Below are 20,729 nucleotides of genomic sequence, written 5' to 3' on the forward strand. Positions count from 1 at the left end.
AGGCGATGAAGAAATGATAAAGCAACTAAACGGTCAAGAAATTGAAATTAGAGGCAAAAAGTTATATGTAGAACGTTACGGTACTGATGATAAACCAGCTATCCTTTATCTTCACGGAGGTCCTGGGGAAGGATGTCATGATTTTTCCTTCCATCAAGCTGAAAGATTTGGAAAGCATTTCAATCTAATTTTAATAGACCAAAGAGGAGTTTGTCGTTCTGAAAACATAGAAAAGAATGAACCCTTTGGTTTTCAAGATTTAATCGATGACTGTGAAGCTCTTCGAGAACTTTTACATATAAAAAAGTGGTCACTTATTGGTCATTCATTTGGTGGATTTTTAGCTCTAGCTTATGTTCGGCAACATCCTGAATCTATAGAAAAAGTGATTTTCGAGGGACCAACTTTTGATTTTGAACTAACATCGAGAAGTCTTATCAGAAAAACTGCACATTTACTTAAAAAGTATGGCAAACACGAACTATACGAGAAAGGTTTGTTACTTGCTGAGGGGAATCATACCATTCGTGAATTAACAGAAGAATATATGAAGTTGAGTGATGAGTTAGGTGAGAACCGTATGGAGATCTATCGGCATAATCATAATAACCCAACGGATTATTATTCATTTTATTCTGAGGAAGAATGGGACGAATTCTATGACCGTTCAGAGCACCACTACAATTTGTTAAGAGAAGAAGGCAAGATTTTTGATTCTTTGTTAGAGGACATAAAGTTTGTTGAAAATCCGATGTTGTTACTCGTTGGAAAATATGATGCTTGTACGTGTGATAAACATTTTGAGGTGTTCGAACGAGAGGCTATTAACGGAGAAGTATTGATCTTTGAAGAAAGTGGTCACACTCCTCATTACGAGGAGTCAGAAAAGTTTAAGCAAGTTGTCATAGATTATCTGCAATCTTAGGATTAGAAAGACCATGTTTCGCTGGTCTTTCTTTTAAATTTAACGGCCTTTTTAAAATCCGTCTTCTAAGCTGTTTTGAAGAAGAGGTGTTTTTCATTCGTTTGTGTAACTAGAGAATAAACATTTAACATATAGAGGTGAAGAGATGAAACTCGTATTATTATTTGGCCCGCAAGCGGTTGGGAAGATGACTGTTGGGCATGAGTTAGAGAAAGTCACAAAATTAAAGCTTTTTCATAATCACATGACGATCGATCTTGTTACACCGTTTTTTGAATATGGTTCTGATGAGGGAAGAAGACTGGTGAACTTGTTTCGTTCAGAGATTTTTCAAACATTTGCGAAGAGTGATCAATATGGAATGATATTTACATATGTATGGGCGTTTAATTATAAGGAAGATTGGGAGTTTGTTGAAGGTGTGTGCCAGGTGTTTGAGAAGGAAGGAGCAGAGATCTATTTTGTCGAACTTGAATCTGATCTAGAGACAAGACTTAAGAGAAACACGACTTCTCATCGTCTTGAACATAAACCTTCCAAACGAGATTTAACCTGGTCAGAAACGGATGTAAGAACATCAATGGAAATGTATCGATTAAACTCTTATGAAGGCGAGTTGAAAAAGAAAAATTATCTGCGTATTAACAATACAGATTTAAGTGCGGATGATGTGGCCAATCTTATCTGTCATACTTTTAACCTATAATAATACAAGTAGAGACATCTCAAATGAGTTGTCTCTACTTTTTTTTGAACTATCAGCGAATAAAGCTCATAACAAAATTCCCTTGGAAAAAGTGTGGAAAAACAATCACGAATGTTATATAGTGTGTATATAGATATAAACACTATAACAGTTACAAAAAGGTGGATGATGTTTATGAACCGGTGGCAACAAGCATTTCGGCTATCAAAATTTGAATTAATACATTCAAAGAAAAGTATTTTATTTTTACTTTTTTTATTAGCGCCATATTCGTTTTTCTTGACGATGTCTATTGGTTCTTACTTAGAAGAACACTTTATGCTTTATGATATTTTCTTTTTACTTACTTTTGGTGTTGCAGCCATATGGGCTAAACCAAAGGAATATCAATACCAAAAACTTTCTGACAATATGTGGGCACAACCTTTTACAGTATTTCTTAACCAACTTCCTATTCCAAGAGAGATTGTGGTAAGAAGCCGATTTATTATTTATTTTATTTACTCACTTCCGTTCCATCTAGCAGTATTAGTGATCATGTATAGCTTTGCTCCTGAATTGCGACAAACGTTACCGCCTCTTGAGTTTATAGCATTTTCACTCATCTGGCTTAGCTTTGGGATCTGTTATGGAAGTGTATATCCGGCGAGTGATTCAGGCGATAAAGTCACGAACGTGAAGATGGCGTTTTACGCAGTCGTTTTATTGGGAAGCTTCTCGTTAATATTATTTGCTGTTCCTTATCTCTCGAGTTACGGATTAGTTGGTCTCACTATTGTGCTTGCAAGCAAATGGCCCCTTGTTTCATCTGTGATATCCGTCATCGCAGCGGGTGTAAGTGTTGTATTTTGGATGAGTTATATGAAAAAACACATGAATAAATTGGATTATTTTCAGTAAAGAAGGGAGGAAGCATTTTAATGGAACTTCCTATTAAGCTTTCTAGAGATTCCAGGGTTCCCATCTACCACCAGATAGAAGGACAAATTAAAGCACTAATAGTTAGTGGTAAGTTACCAGCAGGTTCAACTCTTCCTTCCATTCGAGCACTTTCAAAAGATTTAGAGATCAGTGTCATTACTACTCGGCGTGCTTATCAAGATTTAGAGTACGGAGGGTTTATCAAAACAACGCAAGGAAAGGGTACTTTCGTTGCTGAAGTGGAGGTAAAAAAGATGGAAAAATTAGCTGTATCATCTGTTTCTGAAGCGATTGAAAAAGGTGTAGAGACCGCTCTTCGACACAATTACTCAGTAGATGAAATTCGATCAGTGTTTGAAGAAGTGCTAGCAAGACTTAAAGATAACGATCGAGGTGGTAGTGAATGAAGCTTTGTACACAGATTGAAAGAGTAGAGAAAACAGTAGATGATTTCACAGTGGGTCCAATAGATTTAGATATTGAACTCGGTACGATTACGGCACTAATTGGTAACAACGGTGCAGGGAAAAGCACTCTCATAAAAATGATGATGAACCTAGTGAAACCGGACAACGGCCTTCTGTTGCATTTTGGTACAAATATAAAGTCCAGCGAACATTGGAAACAAGATGTTGCATATCAACCACAATCTGTTTTAGGTTGTGATTTGTTAACTGGAAATCAACTAAGAGATTTAATGGCACCTTGGTATAAAAACTGGGATCAAGAAATGTTTATGGATCTTGTAAGAACTTTTGAAATCGACCTTAATAAACGTTTTGGAAAAATGTCTAAAGGCATGCAGCAAAAACTTAACATTGTTTTAGCTCTCTCTAAGAACACAAAACTTTTAATTTTAGATGAACCCACTGCCAATATGGATATACCTTCAAAACAAAAATTAATGAACATTCTTGTGAAGTGGATGGAAAGAGATGAGAGAGCGATCGTTATTGCTACCCACCAAGTTGATGATATTAAGAAGTTAGCAGATTATATCGTAATCATGAACGAAGGCAAAATATTAGGTAAATACGAGAAAGAAGAATTAGTGTACCGATACAAGCGCTATTGGTTTGAAGATGGGTTAGGGATTGAAAAGATTCCTGGTGAGATCGACCGTTTGAACGATCGCTTACTCATTTCTAATAATGTAGATCAAACAGACACATTCCTGAAGAAAAATGAAATAAAAATTATGCAATCAGAGGTTTTAGAAGTAGAAGAAATTATTACTTACATGCTAATGGGGAGGTAAGAGAAGATGAATGAGCGCATATTGAAAGTAGAGCGATTAGGGAAATCGTTTAAAGATAAGAGAATTATTTCTGATATCTCTTTTGAAGTTCATCGTGGTGAGATCATGGGGATTCTTGGGCCAAATGGTGCTGGGAAATCTACAACGATCCGGAACATTATGGGCATTATGTATCCAGACGAAGGATCTATTCATTTTCATGGAAATGCTGAGATTCCTCGTCATAAGATAGGCTATTTACCGGAGGAAAGAGGTTTATATAAAAACGTAAATGTGATGGATATCTTGCTTTATTTCGCTGAACTTAAAGATTATCCACAAAAAAAGGCGAAGAAGCGTGCTCTAGAGTATTTAGAGAAGTTCGGACTTGCTGGTAAAGAGAACACAAAGGTAGAAGAGCTTTCAAAAGGGATGGGGCAAAAAGTTCAATTGATCGCGGCGATTATTCACGAACCAGAACTGCTTATTTTAGATGAACCATTTTCAGGTCTTGATCCTGTAAGCCAAGAAGTATTTAAAGAAGAAATTAAAGAACTTGCAGCCAATGGCACAGCAATTCTCCTGTCATCTCATCAGATGAACATGGTCGAAGAACTATGTGATCGATTATTTATGATCCATCGAGGCAAGAAAGTGATTTATGGTGAGATGGAAGATGTAAAGAGGGAATACGCAAACTTCAAATGTACGATTATTGGTGACAACCCTGAAGAATTGTTGCGTAATATCCCCTCTGTTCATCGCGTTGAAAGTAAAGAGGATCGAGCGATTCTTTACTTAGAGCAAGACGTACACATCCCGACCTGGCTTAGAGAGCTGCCAGTTGAGTTGAATGTATATGAATTAATAATCGATCGTGTATCTCTTCATGAGATTTTTATTGATATCGCTTCTGATAAAAACATGATTGTGAAAGAAGGTGTGAAGTATGCGTAACAGCTGGAAAGTAGCTAAGTGGGAACTTAAGCGGAACATGAAAAATAAATCTTTTATTATCTCACTCCTCTTGACGCCACTATTATTTATCGTGTTCGCTAGTTTCCCTACACTCCTTGAAAAGCTGGAAGGAGAACCTGATTCAGAGAACGTTACAGTATATGTGAAGGATGAACTAAACCTTTTTGATGAAGTTAATGGTTTGGTCAAATCCCAAGATTTATCTTGGAAGATGGAAGAAGTAACAGGTGATTCAAAAAAGTTACTTAAAGAGATAGAATCATCCGAAAACCAAGCTTATGTGGCATTGACAGATAATGCGGTAAAAACAGGAGAAGTGAAGGTTTTCACAAGTAATGAAATGCCTGACACCTTTTCAAGTGAAGTGCAGTTTCTACAAGAGCCACTGCGTCAGGTGAAATTTGATCAGCTTAACCTTTCTCCTGAAGTCGTTCAATCGATAACAAAAGGGATAGAGATCAAGTCAGAAGAAGCTTCAACACAAACTGATTCAGGCTCTCTAAATCCGTCAGATAAACAGAGTGCGGATGACAGCTCAATGGAACGCATCATCCCAGGAGCATTTGCTGGTATCGTCCTTTTTTCAATCGTTATGACAGGTATGATGATCTTCCAGAGTGCCTCTCAAGAAAAGAAGGAAAAAGTAGCTGAGATTGTATTATCCTCCGTAACACCTGGAGACTTAATGCAAGGGAAAATCATCGGTTATTTCATATTAGGACTTGTTCAAGTAGGAACTTGGCTATTACTCGTTGTTCCGATTGCAGCATGGAGATATGAGCTACCAGTCATGGAATATCTCTTTGTAGCGGAACTATTGCTCTTGCTAGCGATCTCTATAGCCGGTTACTTGATGTTTGCTGCTATTTTCGTTGGTATTGGTGCAACGGTTGAAGATATGACAGCTACAAGCAATTTTCAAGGAATCGTCATGATGCTACCGTTTCTTCCGCTTATATTTCTCGGCCCTATTTTGGCAAACCCGAGCGGAATCATTGCTCAAGTTGCCACATATTTTCCACTTACATCTCCAAGCATCCTTATCCTTCGCCTTTCCTTATTGGATGAATGGCCGTGGGTTGAGATCATTATTGCATTAGTTATCTTATTAGCTAGTATTTGGCTGTTGATGAAATTAGCTGGAAAAGTGTTTAAGACAGGTATTTTACTTTATGGAAAAAATGCGACACCAAGTGAGATTTGGAAGTGGCTGCGCTACTAGACCGTTTATTGATGAAGACTCATTAAATTAATAAAAAATAAGAAAGGAGTTATGCCGATGACAAAATTATCTTATAGCGGTTTGAAGTATGGAGAAGCTGATGTTCAAATAACAATAATGGTTGATATACAAAATGATTGGTGTGAAATTACACACACCAATCAAGTGTCACAAATAATGAATAAAACAACAGGTGAATATATCCAAGTGAATCGAAATACGTTAAAGTGTGAGATTGTTTCCTAATTAAATCTATTAAACTTTGTGTGACTGGACATACCAGTCACATTTTTTTGAACTTCAAGTTTCTTTATGGTTGCATATTTAGTCTTTTAACTAAAAGAGCATTATTCCGAAATGTATCATTTCTCTTCCCAGTTAAGAGGAGGCTTATTTAATTGTGGCTTGTATCCCAATTCTTTTGAGGCAGCCACAATGAACTCTTTTCTAAAGAAAAAGCTTCTGTGGTAAACAATCTTGTTATTTTCGACTTCTTGATATTGAATATCGTGTACAAGCTGACCTTGATCCGTTTCAGCCAATACCACAATGACATGTTTACCCCATAGCTCACATTCAATAGCATGATGTCCAGGTAAGCCGTATGAAAGTGACCCATTTATGATTTCCTCTTTGTTTACTTCTAGGAAACCTAATGATGCTTCGTAATGTGCTTGATCACTTATAAGAGTTAGCACTCCTTTTAGATCACCATGATTAAATGCCTTCAAATAGGCTTGTATCGTCTTTGATTGTTGAGGTGAATTTTCAAGCTTCGGTTTAATCGAATGATCTCTATTGGTTTGTAATTTATATTTCATTCTTCTCACTGAAGCATAAACAGCGCCAGGCGTTGTTTTTACGATACTCGCAACTTCATCAGCTTGAAAGCGAAAAATCTCCAAAAGAAGAAACACTGCAGTTTGTCGTGGGGAAAAAAGGGCATCTAATTTTACTAGAGCTTCTTCTAACTCCAGATTGTCCGACAATTCTTCAAAAGCTTCATTGTTTTCATGTAGTTCGCCGAGTGTTCTTTTTTCTTTTCGACACTGGTCGATCCAAGTGTTGGTTGCGATGCGAAATACATAGGATTTTAAGTTAGTTGGATGCCATCTTGTAAAAAGACCACCAAGTACTTTTAGTATCGTTTCTTGATACAAGTCTTCACCATACCCATGGTGAACCCGTAAGATATCTGCAATAATTCCATAGTGCATCACTGAAGTCTTGGATTTCTTCGTCTAGTTTTTGACGTAAATCATTGGACTGCGCGTGAAGAGTTTTCGTTAACTGAGACATGTTATTGCTCCCTTCTATTTACCGTTCACTATGTACAACGAATATTCTACTGGAAATTATACGCTTTTTACGAAATTTTTTAAAAAAGTTAGAAATGAAGTGTGTTATTGTTGAATTGGATAAAAGTTACAATTATATTATGTGAAGGAGTAAACTAGATGCAAAATGTAGTAACATCATTAAAGACTGTTGAATCCGATCAAGTAGGTATAATCATCTATTCAACGAAACTGCAAGAAGTTGTATGTTCATTTAATCCTGACTTGATCGTTCCTTTAGCTTCGGCCGCAAAAGTAGTAGTTGGATATTGCGTAACAAAATGGGTGGAGAGAGGCTTGTTTCATTGGAATGACTTAATTGAGGATTTTCAACTCGATAAAGAGGAGAACAGTGCCATATTATTTCCACATTTTCAAGGTATACTGTCTTTGTCTTTAGGTAATCTCGTTGAAGTGATGATCACATGTCACGATAGTAAAGCTGCTGATAGCATTGTGAATTACTGTGGAGGGTGGAAGAAGTTAAATGCAGAGCTTAGTCGAGAGTACAATCACTTCAATCTCACTTCAAATCCCCGCGATCTTGAAAATAGCGGAGAAATCGGTGAAGTGCTTCATATATTAAAAGCGATATATAAAGGATATCACGCTGAACCTCAATTGTGGTTACCAGTAATGAACGGTCTAGTTCGTCCACAAGATCACCTTGACGGAATTCCAAACCATATGTTGAATCACATGAGCGGTGGTTTAGAGAATTTAGTGGTGGATATAGGAATTTTAGGAGAATTCCATCAATATCCGTTGCTCTATGTACTAGGAGTTAATGATATCCCGAATCGTTATTCAAACACTTTATCTGATGAAAGAATAGTAGAGTCTATGAAGTTGTTGTACCACGAATACACCAACAAAGAAAAGAACAGATGACAATGGAGTGATGTGATGAGTTACAAACTTCCTGATACATTCATTAAACAGATTACAGGTGTTCATGGAGAAAAGGCTAGTGAATGGTTAGGTCATTTTGAAGAGATACTCACTGACTGCGAAAAGATCTATAATCTTCACATCCAACAGCCTTTCAATCTTTCATACAATTTCGTTGCTCCGGCTTTAAGGAGTGATGGAAGTGAAGTGGTTTTAAAAATTGTGATCGATCAGAAAGAATTCGAAGCGGAATTACGCGCACTTCAACTTTTGTCTGGTGAAAGTACAGTTAAAGTGTTAGCGTTTGAGAAGGAACGAGGAATTATGATCCTTGAACGAATAAAGCCAGGACAAACATTAGCTGAATTAGAAGATGATGATCAGGCTACTATAATTGCTGCCAATGTGATGAAGAAGTTAATGATTCCTGCCCCAGTTGATTCTAATCTTCCGACGGTTATTGATCGTAAAAATAGTTTGAAACGAATCTATCAAAATTACAACAGTTATCTATCTGTTTCAAAAGCAACCATTGAAGAGGCTTTATTTATTACTGAAGGATTAAACACTTCTATAGAGAAGACATATTTACTTCATGGCGACCTTCACCACTACAATATACTAGCAAATGGAGATTCTTGGACTGTAATCGATCCAAAGGGTTTAGTCGGAGACCGTGAATATGAGGTTGTTCAATATTTGCTGAATAAATTACCTGAACAGCGAATGGAAGAGATAACAGAAAAACGAATTGAAATTTTTGTAGATGTACTGAATCTGAATAAAGAACGAGTTTTGTTAAGAGCCTATTCACATGCTGTGTTAGCTACTTGTTGGACAATTGAAGATGGTCAAATGCAGGACAGCTTTTTAAATACCATTCAGGTCTTCAAAAACTTAGTGAGTAAATACAAAAATAATAACGCACTTCTCTAGATTGAGAAGTGCGTTTTTTGGTTGGGTTTTAAACCACTCTTATGACAACATTACCTTTCTTACGTCCAGTTTCAACGTATTCATGAGCTTCTGAAATTTGGTCTAGCTTATAATAACGATCGATGACGGGTATCATTTGACCAGATTCAATTCGTTTCTTTAAGAATTCTAGATCTTCTGTACGCTCTTTTGCAATACCTTGCCCATCAACGGTTACGAATTTACCGTTAGCTGTTAATGCATTTTGACTTTTAGACGTTGATGTTTTTCCTACAGCGTCAAAAATGATATCGTATTTTTTATCCGAGTTTGTAAAATCCTCTCTTGTATAATCTACGACATGATCAGCTCCTAATGATTTAACCAGTTCTAGATTGGTTGAACCGCACACAGCTGTTACTTCAGTATCAAAAAACTTGGCAAGTTGGACAGCGGCTGTTCCTACAGCTCCAGAGGCACCATAAATCAGAACCTTTTGTCCGCTTTGAATCTTCCCTTTTCTTAAAAAATGCAGCGCTGTAGTCCCTCCAAAGGGAATGGCAGCGGCTTCTTCAAAAGTTACATTCTGTGGCTTATGTGTGACAATTCCGTCTTCAGGGAGGCATATATACTCTGCATGTGCGCCAAATCGCATTCCGGTCATGGCATACACGTCATCTCCTTTTTTAAACCGAGTAACACGTTGGCCAACTTCTTCTACAACTCCTGCTAATTCAACTCCTAAAATCGGTTTTCTCGGTTTTCGTATACCAAGGATTAAGCGCATCGGAAGCCAATATAATAGAGGACTATTAAAGCCACGAACTCTGACGTCCCCAGTTGTTACGGTAGTAGCATGGATTTTGATCAGTATCTCGTTTTCTTTATGCGATGGTTTTGGAACTTGTTGTAGGCTAAGTACTTCTGGCGTACCATACTTCAGACATAATACAGCTTTCATAGTGAACCTCCTGTTAAATTCGTTTATTCATCTTATGTTGATGATTGAATTAAAAATGCTTTATAAGTTTGAAGGTATAAGAAGGAAAAATGAGACTTTTAAGGAATGAAATATGAATCGCAGATTATAGACATAAACGGAGGACAGCTTATGAAGTCACTGAAACATTTTTTCTTTAAACGATCCAAAAACAATGTCGGAGAGCTTTGTGGACTTATTGTGATCTTAACGATTATTCAATTTGTGGATTTTGAACGTATTTGGGATGAGCCCCTTAACTTTTTCCTTTTCATTTTAGGAAGTGGGACCTTGTATCGAATACTTGACGAACTCTTTGAAAAGATCCTTGGAGATAAAAACATAGTTATAGGAAGCCGCTACACATTCGTTACAATTTTTATATTTGTATTCGTAGTGAATATGTTTGAAAATCCGCTATGAAATTAACACTTTTAGATAGTTTTTTTACGGCAAATGCTATTGTGTTCATTCAACATTTGTTTGAAGGAATGAAGTACAAAGGAACTCTATTGAAACTATTAATGATTGAAGTTATTATTTTTACGTTGATTCTATTTTATGGGAGTAAATTATTAACTTAGTGGGTGAAAAAACATGCCGGCATACGGAAAATATCTTCTTTATATCGTTGAACATAAATTGAATGTTTTTATAGAATGCTGGAAGTTAGGACTTTATGTTCAAGCGTTTACACATGATCTATCTAAGCTTCATCCAGCTGAGTTTTTTACCTATGCAAAGAAATTTTATTCAGATGAGAAGCCAAGTGAAGTGGAATGGCAATATGCTTGGCTTCATCATCAACATCACAATAAACATCATTGGAATTATTGGGTGGTTGATCCGCTTAAAAAAGAAGCGGTTCCGATTCCCCGAAAGTATGTATACGAGATGATCTGTGATTACAAATCGTTCTCAAGAAGATGGGGAAGAAAACGATCAGGACCCACCATTTCGGATCGCTTGATCGCCAATCTTCTAACGGATCGTGTAATTTTGCATCCGGACACAAGGAATGAATGTGCACAAATAATTGAAAAGTTGGAACCCAAGAATGCTCAGAAATCAATCTGAGTATTTTTTATTGAAAATAATTGTAAAATATTGCAACTTTTTTTATGGTTAAAACGTGGTTGATTTGAAAGGGGGAGCGGTTGTGGAACTGGAGGATGTATATAAACACTATATGAATGACCTGTACCGCTATTTGTATTCTCTTTCGAAAAATCACCATGTTGCGGAGGATTTGGTGCAAGAAGCATTTTACCGAGCTTATCTAACCTTGGCAGACTATGAGATTAACAACATTAAAGCTTGGTTGTTTAAAGTTGCGTATCATGCATTTATCGATCACCAAAGAAAGAATAAAAAAACGATTGTTACGGATGAGATTAAAGAAAATGTAGATATGAGAGAAAATACACCAGAAAGTAAGATGCTAGAAAAGGAATCATTTTTATTATTAATGGAGGACTTAAAGTGTTTAAAAGAGATTGAAAAACAAGCTGTTCTGTTGTGCGATTTGAATGAATTTAGTTATCAAGAAGCAGCTGAAATTTTAAACATAAAGCTGAACACGTTAAAAAGTCATATTTCAAGAGGGAGAAAAAAGCTAGTGGAACGTGTAAAGGAAAGGATGAACCTAGATGAGCGACGAGCATAAACAGAATCAAAATAATGACGAAAGTTTATATAAAGCTTACATGATGAAAACGAAAAACGACATACATACCTCACCATCTCTTTCTGAAGAAGAGCAAAGAGAGATCATTCGAGTGGGGGCAAATACAGCTCGAAATGCAACCGTTATGATTAGCCTGGCAATCTTACTTCTAATGTTACCCATCATGACATTAATCACTTACTTGTATTATGGCATTGGTGGTAAAGCAAACACGATGATCGATGTAGTAGGGAAGGCAATTTATATAACTGAACCAAATGTCAGTTTAGAAGAGATGGAAATAGAAAGTGAGATTGGGCTTTTTTCCATGAATGTGACCTTTGATACGTTTAAGCGTATTGGCAGTGAAGATTATTTAGCTGAGAAGGTGGATGTATATTTTGGATTAGATAAGCCGAAGTTTCCTGAAAAAATATCATTCTTAGAGCAGCTTCCTCCGATGGGTTATGGAATTGATGTGGTGAAGGATGGCCAGAAGATGTATCATCCCGATGCAATGATTCCATTCAATACAATTGAAGCAGAAGATGTGTTGAATAACCTTCCCGACGGTACAGTTGCCGAAGCTTACCTTTCGTTTTCAGAATTAATGAAGCCTAATGAAATTGAAAAGGCTTTACCGAAAGAAATGGAGGTACGATGGTTAGCTGTTGATACAGGATTAGAAGCAAAGCAACTGGACAAAGAAGGTGTTCCGATCACTCCAATCGGCTATCCGGCACAGGTAGATCCTACAACTTGGTCACCTTTTGACGGGGATCAAACGAATGAGGAAGTATTTCTAGATATATTAAAGTTGTTAGAGAGAAATGAACAAACTGCTGAAATTGTATCAAAGATAAAATCTCTTGAAATACAAGATCGCCGAAAATATGTGGAAAACAATGGAATCCATGTTTATGGTGCAGTTGTAACAGGACCAGTTCCAGAGTTGAGAAAATTAGAACAAGTGAAAGTAGTCCGAGCAATAAATGTAGGGGAGGTAAAATTATGGAATTGGAAATAAAAAAGAAAAGGAAAAGAAAGCTGCAGACGTTAACAGGATTTACTTCTTTTGTAATTGGATTACTCGCTCTAGCTGTATTAAACATTGGGCTATTAATAGAAACGATGGATATTCCTGATTTAATTCTGTTCCACTTACCCTTCCTTGGTGTTTTCTTAGGTTTAGTCGGATTGTTTACGAAGAATCGTTCCAAACAGTTCGCTTGGTGGGGAATAGGAATCAATCTTTTTATCCCTATATTTATTGGATTGATGTTTGGATTATCGTGGACCATAAACGCTAAACCATAAATTACGGTGAGGGAAAGGATCTGAAATCTCAGATCCTTTTTTCTTTTACTAATCCATTGTAGGCCGTAACCATAGTTTAGAAAAATCAACATATCCGAAATGCTTGATGTTCACGTTCATCAATTCAGTTGAAAAAGGAATATACCTTTTTTGATAATAAAGTGGAATCATAATGGCTTCATCAATAAGTTCTTTTTCGACTGCAATATTCAAATCGGTCCAATTCTCAAATGGTGTATGAACATATTGAGAAAGACGTTTTTGCCACCTCTTGTTTTTCCCTAAAATTAAAGGCAATGGAGCAAACCCATTTGTTAAGAAAAAATAGAAAGATAGATCTTGATTCAACTCGAAAATTTCACCATGTATAAACATGTCTGTTTGGTCAGTTAGTTGTTTATTAAAAATAGCGTCTTCAAACGATACTTTTATAACTTTAACTGGGATGTCATATTGTGCAAACGTGTCAAGAAGCCATCTGGAAACTTCTTCTGTATGCTCCGCTACCCTAATAATGAGAGGCTCTGTAAATTCGGGCCTGACTGCTTTAGGTATCGAATAGGGTAGGCGATTTCCGATCATGCAGCTGTTGTCGTTCGGTATGGCTCTTGATTCATATTCAGGTATCTTATGGCGATTCACCGCTAGTATTTGATGAATGTAATGCCGAACACCAATTTTAGAAATCTGTGATCCTTTACGGTACGCATTCATAATTAGTGCACCAAAGCCTGAATCGCTCTCTACTTGAAAGGTATCATGATGATCAGGTTCTAAAGATGAGTGATAAACGATCGGAAAATCTTTCGGAACTTTAACGAATTCTACAGCATCAAGCAATGGCCGCTCTTGAAAATGGTCTTTAAAAGCGGTAAGAGTTGTTTTTTGGTCGGTGTCCACTTCGACTAAGAACCCTCCAGTTCCATATATTCTTCCTTTGCTTTCTTTGTATATACTCGAAGTCATTGTGCTTAACAATGGAAGAATATAGCTGCAGCCTCCAGGGGACAGAATATCGACCACTAGTGGCGCTTTAGAAACAATATCCTCTATCGGTGTCCATAACTCTCTGTTTTGCTCATGAAATCTTAGTTTCTCTAAACAGTTGATTACATCTGCTGCTGTTAGAACAGATCCGTCGTGAAAGCAGACGTCTTTTCTTAAATAAAGTCGTAGTTTCGTAGGTGAAACATCCCAGCTGTGAGCAAGTTCAGGTAGGATTTCCCCTTGATCGGTTAAAGATATGAGTCGGTTAAATACATTTGATACCATATTTGCGCTATGTGCATCTGCTGCATCTAAAGGGTGTAGAGTTCTAAACGGAAAGCGCTTTGGAACGACGAGTTTGTCTTTCGCTTTCTGTACGAAACCAAATTGGGTATGAAATTTGTTCATCAATCTTATCTTCGTATCCGTCGACCAATCATACATCAAATATTTACTACTGATTTCAACCGGTTCATGATCCAACTTGAGAAGAACTTCATCTTCAAAGTTTTCTTCGATATTCTTCAGCCATTGTAGTCGTGAAACATTTCCTCTTCCTCGACCTGAAGTAAAAGTTAACCATCCTTCATCGTTCCATTTCTTTAAATATCGGGTAGTTTGCTTTTGACTGATCTGAAGTACTTCAGCAATCTCTTCTGTTCGTATATGACCTGATGGAAAGTATCTCCATAGAATGAGAAGTTTGTTATCCATGTTCTCCTCCAGTTTAAAAGTAGACATGTTTTGTTTAATTGTCCATTTTTATCTTTAGTAGTCTAGTTTAATATTACAATACAGAGAAGGAGGGGACAACATGGGATGGAGAGAATACCCCCAAAATATTAAAGTACGGTTGATCACATCGTTCTTTAATCGTGCCGTTTCATCGGCCGTCATGCCATTTATGGCCTTATTCTTTGCTACTGAAAAGGGCAAAGTTTGGGCAGGAACATTTTTAATTTTAACGGTTGTCATCGGATTTGTTGTCAATTTAATCGGTGGCTACATATCCGATCGTTTTCCAAGAAAGAAAGTGTTGATGACGACTTCTTGCTTAAATGCAATCATGTTTTTACTCATGACCGTTAGCTTACTTCCGGATCAAAATTGGATTCTGCTCTTCGCGATCGCTTATATTGGATTCATCATTACGAGCAGCTTAGGCAGACCTGCCATGCATGCGATCATCATGGATTCGACAACACCTGAAAATAGGAAAGAAGTATACACGCTTGATTATTGGATGATTAACTTGTCGATGGCGATCGGAGCCGCTTTAGGTGGATTGCTGTATGTGAGTCATCAGATTGAACTTTTCGTGATGTTGACCGTTACGTCAATCAGCATCCCTATTGCTTATGGAATTTGGCTGCGTGATGAGTTCACTGGTTTTCTGGAAAAAACACACGAGAATGTGTTTCTGGACTTGTTTCAAAACTACAGAGTGGCTTTAAAAGATTCAGCATTTGTTAAAGTCGTGATTGGTGGAACATTTATCTTTTCTGCTGAATTTACACTAAATAGCTATATTGGTATCCGTTTGGCTGAAACATTCGACTCTTTTCATATTGGTAACTTTGAGATCACTGGGGTTCGCATGCTCAGTATGCTAAACATTCAAAATATGTTGATGGTTGTTTGTTTCACGTTCTTGATCAACCGAATTATGGATCGTTTTTCTAAGAAGAATGCCTTATTGATTGGGTTGTTGTTATATGGGATCGGTTACGTGACCGTTACGTCAGCGAACGCTTGGTATGTTCTCCTTCTATTTAATGTAATCGCTACAATCGGTGAGTTGATCTACTCTCCGATTAAAGAAGCTGAAAAAGCTAACATGATCCCTAGCGATAAGAGAGGATCTTACTCTGCCTTTGCTAATGTATCATTCAGTGGAGCGGATATGCTAGCTCGTTCGACGATCATCCTTGGCGCGTTTTTAGTACCGGTAATGATGAGTGTATATATGGGAGTCGTGATCATGATCGGTGCGTTCTTCATGTATTCTGGACTTTTTTTAAGAGAAAAGGTAACCGAAAAAGCTGTGAAAAAAGAGGTAATAGCTCAAGTTGTAAAATAAACATAGTTGAATACAGGAACTTAAACAAATAATGTCCACCACAATTGAACAAAATCAATCTATGTTTGATTCGTATGTACATCTATCATTTATTACGAGGTAATAACAAATAATTACGAGGTAAATTACAATAAATACGAGGTAATTCAAGTTAATTCCGTATATAAAATTATTTATCCGATTTTCGACACACTTTGACAAGCGCCTTGAGATTAAGAATAGAAAAAGAAGCTTGGAATCTATTCCAAGCTTCAATCTTTTACGAATTTGATTCTTTTACAGAAGCGATCTCGATCTTTTCTACAAACATGTTGAAAACGCTGCGTTTCTCTTCAAGCTTTTTCAGCTGTTGCTTCAACTCATTGTACTTTTCCTCAAAAGGCTCTTGATAAGTTTTTTTGATGTTCTTGATCATTTCTTCATTGATCGTTGATTGGATGACTTGTTTGGTGATTCCAAATTTATAAGAATAGAGTTGAAGTTCTGTTTTCACTTTTTCGTATTCTTCGTCTATTTCTTTCTTTTGTTGCTCAATCTCATCTTTCCATTCAAGCAGAGCATCCTTTACATACGGCTCCATGTTTTGCCTCCTTACAGTGTTCGTGCTTCTGTCATTTCTTTTTTATGTACTCTATACACTATTAAGAGAGAACCATTCATTTATGGGGGTATTTTCACTCGTTGACTAAATTTTTCCATCAACCTATTATTGATTTAACCATGTAATTAAAGAGCAGAAAGTATTTGTTAAATGAGCAGAGTAGAAGAAGCAATCAAAAGCAGATTTAAATGTAACAAGTGTAGCCATTCGCGCTGCAGAACAAAAGAACTAGCCATGACTGGTTCGGGTTTAAGTAAATTTCTCGACATTCAGCACAACCACTTTTTATTCGTATCATGCGAAAATTGTGGATTTGTAGAGGTGTATGATCCTAATGTTCTTGAAGGGAAAAAAGGACAGTTGGGATCTGTACTGGATCTTTTATTCGGATAAAAACTCTAAAAGAGGTGTTGTGAAGCATGCCGGTATTTGGATGGATTTTCCTTGTAATCGTGTTGGGCGGAATCATAGTTGGTTCTCTCGTTCATAAGTATCGTTACCGTAGCATGAATCTCATCTATACTGCGTTTGGTCAGGAAAACTATTTTAATGTTACTGCTAAGCTCAAAGCAGATGGTGTGCCATATAAGGTGAGGATACCGGGGCAGGCATTTGGTGATAGAGAACGGTCAATCATTGATAACACGCAATACGACATTTTCGTCAATAAAGCAGATGCACATCTAGCGGCGGATGTTCTTAGAAAATAAGGGGATGAAACGAAAGTGAAAACTTTAAATTATGTGAAAAGCCAAGAGGAACTGAGGCTTATGCTCGGAACTCCAAGTCTTAGAGGGCAGAATAAAGTTATTTCTAAGATTGATGAACATTGCAAAGACTTTATCGCTCATTCACCATTTGTTACCATTGCTACATCAGATCATGAGGGGAATTGTGATAGTTCTCCAAGAGGAGATGAACCTGGATTTGTATATGTAATGGACGATCATCACCTTGTAATTCCAGATCGACCAGGGAATAAGCGAGTAGATTCAATGTTTAATATTCTTTCAAATCCGAAAGTAGGTTTACTATTTCTAATACCAGGAATGGGTGAGACGCTTCGGATTAACGGTGAAGCTTTTATTATTAAGGATGAAGAAGTACTCGTAAATATGGCAGTGGGCGGAAAAGTTCCGAGTCTTGGAATTCTTGTAAAAGTAGAACAATGCTATATGCACTGTGGGAAAGCGTTTAAACGATCCGGACTTTGGGAACCTGAACGTTGGGAAATCAAAGAATCTCTCCCGAACGCGGCAAAGATACTAGCAGCTCATGTGAATCTACCTGAAATGACTGAAGAAAGAATTGCAAATGACCTAATAGAAGGCTATAAGAACAAGCTTTACTAGTTAAAAGTTTATACGTTATTCTTTGGTTTTAACAACTCAAGTAATGAATCATCTAGTGTATATATTGAACTCTGCATTACGGTATGTATAAACAATTCTTTTAATAAAGAAGCGGATTCAACCAAATTGTCACACGTAATATCTTTTGGATAAGTTGAAAAGTATTTCTCTAGGAAGTTACTATTTAACGAGTCGTAAGCTTTAAACTGATGAAGTTTTTTATCCTCATTCAATGCCTGTACGATTAACGTATAATCTCTCATCGACTCTAGCATCTTTAGTGCATATACGAGATTCTTGCGCTTCAACTCTTTGTCTAATCTTATGTAACAATAAACAAATTCGAAAACAGGATCTTCGAAAGTAGCATACTTTACCGTTTTGTTTGAAAAAGTACGGTCCTCTTTTTCCATCTTCTCAGAGACTAAGCCTGTTTTGTCCAAAACTACTCTCCACAACGGAGATCTTACACTTAATAAATTCCTCGGAAGAATTGAAACATTGAATTCCAACGAGTTTTCTAGAATAACAATCAATAGATAAATATTTTTTGAAAACTGCTTCTCTTTGATGATAACGGGATTCAAACCTTTGTAAAATTGTTGAATATTATCTTTCGCTCTAATGACTTCATCCTCAGTGGACGAAGCTACCATTAAATCAATATCCGAGAATTCGTCTTTATAACCCGTTACACCTGAACCTAATTGAACAACACCTTCAACCATTGGTAGTACATTTAACATATCGATCGTACGCTGAAAATAAGAATCTCTCTCTGTTGGCGTATACATAAGACACCTCGCATTATTTATATCTTTTCATGTTAACATAATTTGTAAAACCCTATTATGTTTTTTATGTAATCACTATTTTCCTAAAGAGTATTGCGTCTACTTTAATCGTTGCTTTGAGTAGAAAGTACCTGTAACGGAAATGAACAACTTCCAAAAGAGTTTACGAAACCAGCCAAGTAAAAAAACAATAGTTAACCGTCATCAAAATAACGGATAACTATTGCAATTGTTAATTTTTAAAAAAGTGGTGGGACACTCTGAGGATGGTTAAATACATTCTCAGGATCATATTTTGTTTTTACTCTTTGCAGCCTAGCAAAGTTAGTTGCCCAATATGCTTTTCCGAAGTTCTGAATGTTTTCATCTGGGACGTTTACATAAGAACCTATCGTATAAGGTTTTAACTGCTGACGCACAGATTCGACTGATGCAAGACTACTCGCTTCTTCAGATTTATCAACCCATGTTGCGTTCCATTCTGTGTAAAACAAAGGATCTCGCCAATAGAAGGCTGTTTTGTCTTTAGGCACGCTGCTTATCGCACCGCCCCAATTGGTAAAATAGAAATTAGATTCTGTTCCAGGTGCTTCTTCTAAAAACTGTTTCATTACCTTAATCGGTTCTTCTGGCCAAAGATTAGTCGCCCAAGAAGATGAGAATTTAAAGTTTTGATCAGCATAAGGTGGCTCAGGTGGGTCAAGGAAATCAATACAATCTGGGTAGAAGAGCGTTTCTATGACTACTTCCGAAGGTGTCCCAGCATTAAGTAAAGGTTGTATGATTTGAATCAATTCAGGTCTTGAACCTAAGAAAAGGCCGGTTACCTGACATAATCCATTTACTTTGCTATAGATCTCTATATAACTGCCTAATCGTGAATCTACAAACGGCATTAAATTCTGCCATGCTTCGAATACAGTTTCGAGTTGTTCCCAAGGCCAAATAATGTTAAAGACCGTTGCGGTTTCAGGTGCACGATGCACTTTAAACGTATATTCGGTATTGTAGCCAAACGTACCACCACCGCCTCCTCTAGAAGCCCAAAACAAGTCTTCGTTGCAAGTTGGACTAGCTTTAAGAATCCGTCCTTTTGCATCAACGGTCTCTAGTGCAAGAAGGTTATCAGATATTACACCAATTGTACGTGAGAGTAACCCGAATCCTCCACCGGTTGTTATACCACCGATTCCAACGGTCGGACTATCGCCAAACACCGCCATAAAACCTTCTTTAGCAAGACCTTTTACAAGAGGTCCGACTCGAATTCCAGGTTGAACAGTAGCAATTCCCTTTTTCTTATCTAAGTGCACTTTATTCATATCACCTGTGTCGATAACGATTCCACCCTTGACCACATTGAACTCTTTGTCTAGAGCATGTCGGCCACTTCTGACCCTTAAGGGAACATCGTTCTCTCGAGCCCATTTAATTGCATTACTGACGTCACATGCATTTTGTGCGAATACGAATACAAGAGGATATGTGTTGACATAAGGGTTCCAGTTTCGAACGGCTTCCTTATAGCCCGGGTCACCTTTAAAGATTATTCTTCCTGTTAACTCTGTAGATCCCATTAATTCCACTCCCGGCAAAGACATATTTGTAGTTATATAAATGTATGCAGGAAATGAATAGTCGGTTAAAATCTTTTATTAAGCCGAGCTCAGTCAGAAACAGATATAAGGATTGTCCTAGAAAAAGTATAGATAGTAAGTTAGAAAAAGTGACGAATAAGGGAATGCTATAACTAGAATTAGATATCTGTAAGGGGTTTGTAAAAGCAGTTCATTTGGTGAAAAAATATCTACATGATATCAT

The 20,729-nt window shown here is 37.0% G+C and carries 25 protein-coding genes; 19 read left to right on the forward strand and 6 right to left on the reverse strand.

Going from position 1 to position 20,729, the window contains the following annotated elements; all coding sequences use genetic code 11:
* Window positions 1-13 precede the first annotated feature (13 nt).
* The 8 genes from IHV12_RS11390 to IHV12_RS11425 all read left to right on the forward strand — a co-directional run bounded on the left by IHV12_RS11390 (window position 14) and on the right by IHV12_RS11425 (window position 6,235).
* Window positions 14-925 carry an alpha/beta fold hydrolase gene (locus IHV12_RS11390; RefSeq protein ID WP_197190949.1) on the forward strand — a complete coding sequence of 304 codons (912 nt, stop codon included), beginning with the start codon at window positions 14-16 and terminating at the stop codon, window positions 923-925.
* 145 nt (window positions 926-1,070) lie between these two features.
* On the forward strand, window positions 1,071-1,631 hold the full coding sequence (locus IHV12_RS11395; RefSeq protein WP_197190950.1) for an AAA family ATPase: 561 nt from the start codon (window positions 1,071-1,073) through the stop codon (window positions 1,629-1,631).
* Window positions 1,632-1,805: 174 nt separating this feature from the next.
* Window positions 1,806-2,531 (forward strand): hypothetical protein, encoded by a 726-nt coding sequence (locus IHV12_RS11400; protein WP_197190951.1) that lies wholly within the window; start codon window positions 1,806-1,808, stop codon window positions 2,529-2,531.
* Window positions 2,532-2,551: 20 nt separating this feature from the next.
* Complete coding sequence (locus tag IHV12_RS11405; RefSeq protein WP_197190952.1) at window positions 2,552-2,959, forward strand: GntR family transcriptional regulator; 408 nt, start codon at window positions 2,552-2,554, stop codon at window positions 2,957-2,959.
* Window positions 2,956-3,810, forward strand: coding sequence for an ABC transporter ATP-binding protein (locus IHV12_RS11410; protein ID WP_197190953.1), 855 nt, complete (start codon window positions 2,956-2,958; stop codon window positions 3,808-3,810). Before IHV12_RS11405 ends, IHV12_RS11410 begins: the two co-directional genes overlap by 4 nt.
* A 6-nt stretch (window positions 3,811-3,816) precedes the next feature.
* Window positions 3,817-4,746, forward strand: a complete 930-nt coding sequence (locus IHV12_RS11415) for an ABC transporter ATP-binding protein (RefSeq protein WP_197190954.1) — start codon at window positions 3,817-3,819, stop codon at window positions 4,744-4,746.
* Window positions 4,739-5,989 (forward strand): ABC transporter permease, encoded by a 1,251-nt coding sequence (locus tag IHV12_RS11420; protein WP_197190955.1) that lies wholly within the window; start codon window positions 4,739-4,741, stop codon window positions 5,987-5,989. The genes IHV12_RS11415 and IHV12_RS11420 overlap by 8 nt, the downstream gene beginning before the upstream one ends.
* A 57-nt stretch (window positions 5,990-6,046) precedes the next feature.
* A complete protein-coding gene (locus IHV12_RS11425) occupies window positions 6,047-6,235 on the forward strand; it encodes a hypothetical protein (RefSeq protein WP_197190956.1) in 189 nt (62 codons plus the stop codon).
* 116 nt (window positions 6,236-6,351) lie between these two features.
* Here IHV12_RS11425 and IHV12_RS11430 read toward each other — a convergent pair whose 3' ends face one another.
* Complete coding sequence (locus tag IHV12_RS11430) at window positions 6,352-7,206, reverse strand: RNA polymerase sigma factor (protein ID WP_231620727.1); 855 nt, start codon at window positions 7,204-7,206, stop codon at window positions 6,352-6,354.
* A gap of 240 nt (window positions 7,207-7,446) precedes the next feature.
* Here IHV12_RS11430 and IHV12_RS11435 point away from each other — a divergent pair, with 240 nt between their 5' ends.
* A complete protein-coding gene (locus tag IHV12_RS11435; protein ID WP_197190957.1) occupies window positions 7,447-8,217 on the forward strand; it encodes a serine hydrolase in 771 nt (256 codons plus the stop codon).
* Between the two features lie 15 nt (window positions 8,218-8,232).
* The gene (locus IHV12_RS11440; RefSeq protein ID WP_197190958.1) at window positions 8,233-9,153 is read left to right on the forward strand and encodes an aminoglycoside phosphotransferase family protein; all 921 of its coding nucleotides are present in this window, start codon (window positions 8,233-8,235) and stop codon (window positions 9,151-9,153) included.
* Window positions 9,154-9,181: 28 nt separating this feature from the next.
* Here the strand turns inward: IHV12_RS11440 and IHV12_RS11445 are convergent, their stop codons facing one another.
* On the reverse strand, window positions 9,182-10,093 hold the full coding sequence (locus tag IHV12_RS11445) for an NAD(P)-dependent alcohol dehydrogenase (RefSeq protein WP_197190959.1): 912 nt from the start codon (window positions 10,091-10,093) through the stop codon (window positions 9,182-9,184).
* A gap of 150 nt (window positions 10,094-10,243) precedes the next feature.
* Between IHV12_RS11445 and IHV12_RS11450 the strand changes: the two genes are divergently transcribed.
* From IHV12_RS11450 to IHV12_RS11470, 5 genes are all read left to right on the forward strand, one after another.
* Entirely contained in the window at window positions 10,244-10,534 is a 291-nt protein-coding gene (locus IHV12_RS11450; protein WP_197190960.1) for a hypothetical protein, read from the forward strand.
* Between the two features lie 174 nt (window positions 10,535-10,708).
* On the forward strand, window positions 10,709-11,188 hold the full coding sequence (locus IHV12_RS11455) for a DUF5662 family protein (RefSeq protein ID WP_197190961.1): 480 nt from the start codon (window positions 10,709-10,711) through the stop codon (window positions 11,186-11,188).
* 82 nt (window positions 11,189-11,270) lie between these two features.
* Window positions 11,271-11,777: a sigma-70 family RNA polymerase sigma factor gene (locus tag IHV12_RS11460; protein ID WP_197190962.1), complete on the forward strand. Its 507-nt coding sequence runs from the start codon at window positions 11,271-11,273 to the stop codon at window positions 11,775-11,777.
* Window positions 11,761-12,804 (forward strand): anti-sigma factor, encoded by a 1,044-nt coding sequence (locus IHV12_RS11465; RefSeq protein ID WP_197190963.1) that lies wholly within the window; start codon window positions 11,761-11,763, stop codon window positions 12,802-12,804. The genes IHV12_RS11460 and IHV12_RS11465 overlap by 17 nt, the downstream gene beginning before the upstream one ends.
* Entirely contained in the window at window positions 12,789-13,094 is a 306-nt protein-coding gene (locus IHV12_RS11470) for a hypothetical protein (protein ID WP_197190964.1), read from the forward strand. Before IHV12_RS11465 ends, IHV12_RS11470 begins: the two co-directional genes overlap by 16 nt.
* Window positions 13,095-13,142: 48 nt before the next feature.
* Here the strand turns inward: IHV12_RS11470 and IHV12_RS11475 are convergent, their stop codons facing one another.
* Complete coding sequence (locus IHV12_RS11475; RefSeq protein WP_197190965.1) at window positions 13,143-14,795, reverse strand: ABC transporter substrate-binding protein; 1,653 nt, start codon at window positions 14,793-14,795, stop codon at window positions 13,143-13,145.
* 100 nt (window positions 14,796-14,895) lie between these two features.
* On the opposite strand from IHV12_RS11475, the gene IHV12_RS11480 reads away from it, so the two are divergent.
* Window positions 14,896-16,161, forward strand: a complete 1,266-nt coding sequence (locus IHV12_RS11480) for an MDR family MFS transporter (RefSeq protein WP_197190966.1) — start codon at window positions 14,896-14,898, stop codon at window positions 16,159-16,161.
* A gap of 259 nt (window positions 16,162-16,420) precedes the next feature.
* Here IHV12_RS11480 and IHV12_RS11485 read toward each other — a convergent pair whose 3' ends face one another.
* Window positions 16,421-16,741 carry a hypothetical protein gene (locus tag IHV12_RS11485; protein WP_066394515.1) on the reverse strand — a complete coding sequence of 107 codons (321 nt, stop codon included), beginning with the start codon at window positions 16,739-16,741 and terminating at the stop codon, window positions 16,421-16,423.
* A 171-nt stretch (window positions 16,742-16,912) separates the two neighbouring features.
* On the opposite strand from IHV12_RS11485, the gene IHV12_RS11490 reads away from it, so the two are divergent.
* From IHV12_RS11490 to IHV12_RS11500, 3 genes are read left to right on the forward strand one after another with little or no spacing between them, the layout of a single operon-like run.
* Entirely contained in the window at window positions 16,913-17,155 is a 243-nt protein-coding gene (locus IHV12_RS11490; protein WP_197190967.1) for a zinc ribbon domain-containing protein, read from the forward strand.
* 26 nt (window positions 17,156-17,181) lie between these two features.
* A complete protein-coding gene (locus IHV12_RS11495; protein WP_231620728.1) occupies window positions 17,182-17,472 on the forward strand; it encodes a hypothetical protein in 291 nt (96 codons plus the stop codon).
* A 33-nt stretch (window positions 17,473-17,505) separates the two neighbouring features.
* Window positions 17,506-18,114: a pyridoxamine 5'-phosphate oxidase family protein gene (locus tag IHV12_RS11500; RefSeq protein WP_370568801.1), complete on the forward strand. Its 609-nt coding sequence runs from the start codon at window positions 17,506-17,508 to the stop codon at window positions 18,112-18,114.
* 8 nt (window positions 18,115-18,122) lie between these two features.
* On the opposite strand, the gene IHV12_RS11505 is transcribed toward IHV12_RS11500, so the two are convergent.
* Together IHV12_RS11505 and IHV12_RS11510 are read right to left on the reverse strand one after the other, a co-directional pair.
* Window positions 18,123-18,908, reverse strand: coding sequence for an aminoglycoside 6-adenylyltransferase (locus tag IHV12_RS11505; RefSeq protein WP_197190968.1), 786 nt, complete (start codon window positions 18,906-18,908; stop codon window positions 18,123-18,125).
* Between the two features lie 239 nt (window positions 18,909-19,147).
* Window positions 19,148-20,485: an FAD-binding oxidoreductase gene (locus tag IHV12_RS11510; protein WP_197190969.1), complete on the reverse strand. Its 1,338-nt coding sequence runs from the start codon at window positions 20,483-20,485 to the stop codon at window positions 19,148-19,150.
* Window positions 20,486-20,729 lie beyond the last annotated feature (244 nt).

Source organism: Fictibacillus sp. 7GRE50 (assembly GCF_015903875.1).
GTDB classification, from domain to species: Bacteria; Bacillota; Bacilli; order Bacillales; family Fictibacillaceae; genus Fictibacillus; species Fictibacillus phosphorivorans.

What these genes read in the sequence shown, in the direction of transcription:
- IHV12_RS11510 (WP_197190969.1), bottom strand. Translation starts at nt 20,485, where the DNA reads ATGGGATCTACAGAGTTAACAGGAAGAATAATCTTTAAAGGTGACCCG.
- IHV12_RS11435 (WP_197190957.1), top strand. Translation starts at nt 7,447, where the DNA reads ATGCAAAATGTAGTAACATCATTAAAGACTGTTGAATCCGATCAAGTA.
- IHV12_RS11405 (WP_197190952.1), top strand. Translation starts at nt 2,552, where the DNA reads ATGGAACTTCCTATTAAGCTTTCTAGAGATTCCAGGGTTCCCATCTAC.
- IHV12_RS11440 (WP_197190958.1), top strand. Translation starts at nt 8,233, where the DNA reads ATGAGTTACAAACTTCCTGATACATTCATTAAACAGATTACAGGTGTT.
- IHV12_RS11445 (WP_197190959.1), bottom strand. Translation starts at nt 10,093, where the DNA reads ATGAAAGCTGTATTATGTCTGAAGTATGGTACGCCAGAAGTACTTAGC.
- IHV12_RS11430 (WP_231620727.1), bottom strand. Translation starts at nt 7,206, where the DNA reads ATGCACTATGGAATTATTGCAGATATCTTACGGGTTCACCATGGGTAT.
- IHV12_RS11470 (WP_197190964.1), top strand. Translation starts at nt 12,789, where the DNA reads ATGGAATTGGAAATAAAAAAGAAAAGGAAAAGAAAGCTGCAGACGTTA.
- IHV12_RS11465 (WP_197190963.1), top strand. Translation starts at nt 11,761, where the DNA reads ATGAGCGACGAGCATAAACAGAATCAAAATAATGACGAAAGTTTATAT.
- IHV12_RS11485 (WP_066394515.1), bottom strand. Translation starts at nt 16,741, where the DNA reads ATGGAGCCGTATGTAAAGGATGCTCTGCTTGAATGGAAAGATGAGATT.
- IHV12_RS11450 (WP_197190960.1), top strand. Translation starts at nt 10,244, where the DNA reads ATGAAGTCACTGAAACATTTTTTCTTTAAACGATCCAAAAACAATGTC.
- IHV12_RS11420 (WP_197190955.1), top strand. Translation starts at nt 4,739, where the DNA reads ATGCGTAACAGCTGGAAAGTAGCTAAGTGGGAACTTAAGCGGAACATG.
- IHV12_RS11400 (WP_197190951.1), top strand. Translation starts at nt 1,806, where the DNA reads ATGAACCGGTGGCAACAAGCATTTCGGCTATCAAAATTTGAATTAATA.
- IHV12_RS11475 (WP_197190965.1), bottom strand. Translation starts at nt 14,795, where the DNA reads ATGGATAACAAACTTCTCATTCTATGGAGATACTTTCCATCAGGTCAT.
- IHV12_RS11390 (WP_197190949.1), top strand. Translation starts at nt 14, where the DNA reads ATGATAAAGCAACTAAACGGTCAAGAAATTGAAATTAGAGGCAAAAAG.
- IHV12_RS11415 (WP_197190954.1), top strand. Translation starts at nt 3,817, where the DNA reads ATGAATGAGCGCATATTGAAAGTAGAGCGATTAGGGAAATCGTTTAAA.
- IHV12_RS11505 (WP_197190968.1), bottom strand. Translation starts at nt 18,908, where the DNA reads ATGTATACGCCAACAGAGAGAGATTCTTATTTTCAGCGTACGATCGAT.
- IHV12_RS11495 (WP_231620728.1), top strand. Translation starts at nt 17,182, where the DNA reads ATGCCGGTATTTGGATGGATTTTCCTTGTAATCGTGTTGGGCGGAATC.
- IHV12_RS11395 (WP_197190950.1), top strand. Translation starts at nt 1,071, where the DNA reads ATGAAACTCGTATTATTATTTGGCCCGCAAGCGGTTGGGAAGATGACT.
- IHV12_RS11410 (WP_197190953.1), top strand. Translation starts at nt 2,956, where the DNA reads ATGAAGCTTTGTACACAGATTGAAAGAGTAGAGAAAACAGTAGATGAT.
- IHV12_RS11490 (WP_197190967.1), top strand. Translation starts at nt 16,913, where the DNA reads ATGAGCAGAGTAGAAGAAGCAATCAAAAGCAGATTTAAATGTAACAAG.
- IHV12_RS11480 (WP_197190966.1), top strand. Translation starts at nt 14,896, where the DNA reads ATGGGATGGAGAGAATACCCCCAAAATATTAAAGTACGGTTGATCACA.
- IHV12_RS11425 (WP_197190956.1), top strand. Translation starts at nt 6,047, where the DNA reads ATGACAAAATTATCTTATAGCGGTTTGAAGTATGGAGAAGCTGATGTT.
- IHV12_RS11455 (WP_197190961.1), top strand. Translation starts at nt 10,709, where the DNA reads ATGCCGGCATACGGAAAATATCTTCTTTATATCGTTGAACATAAATTG.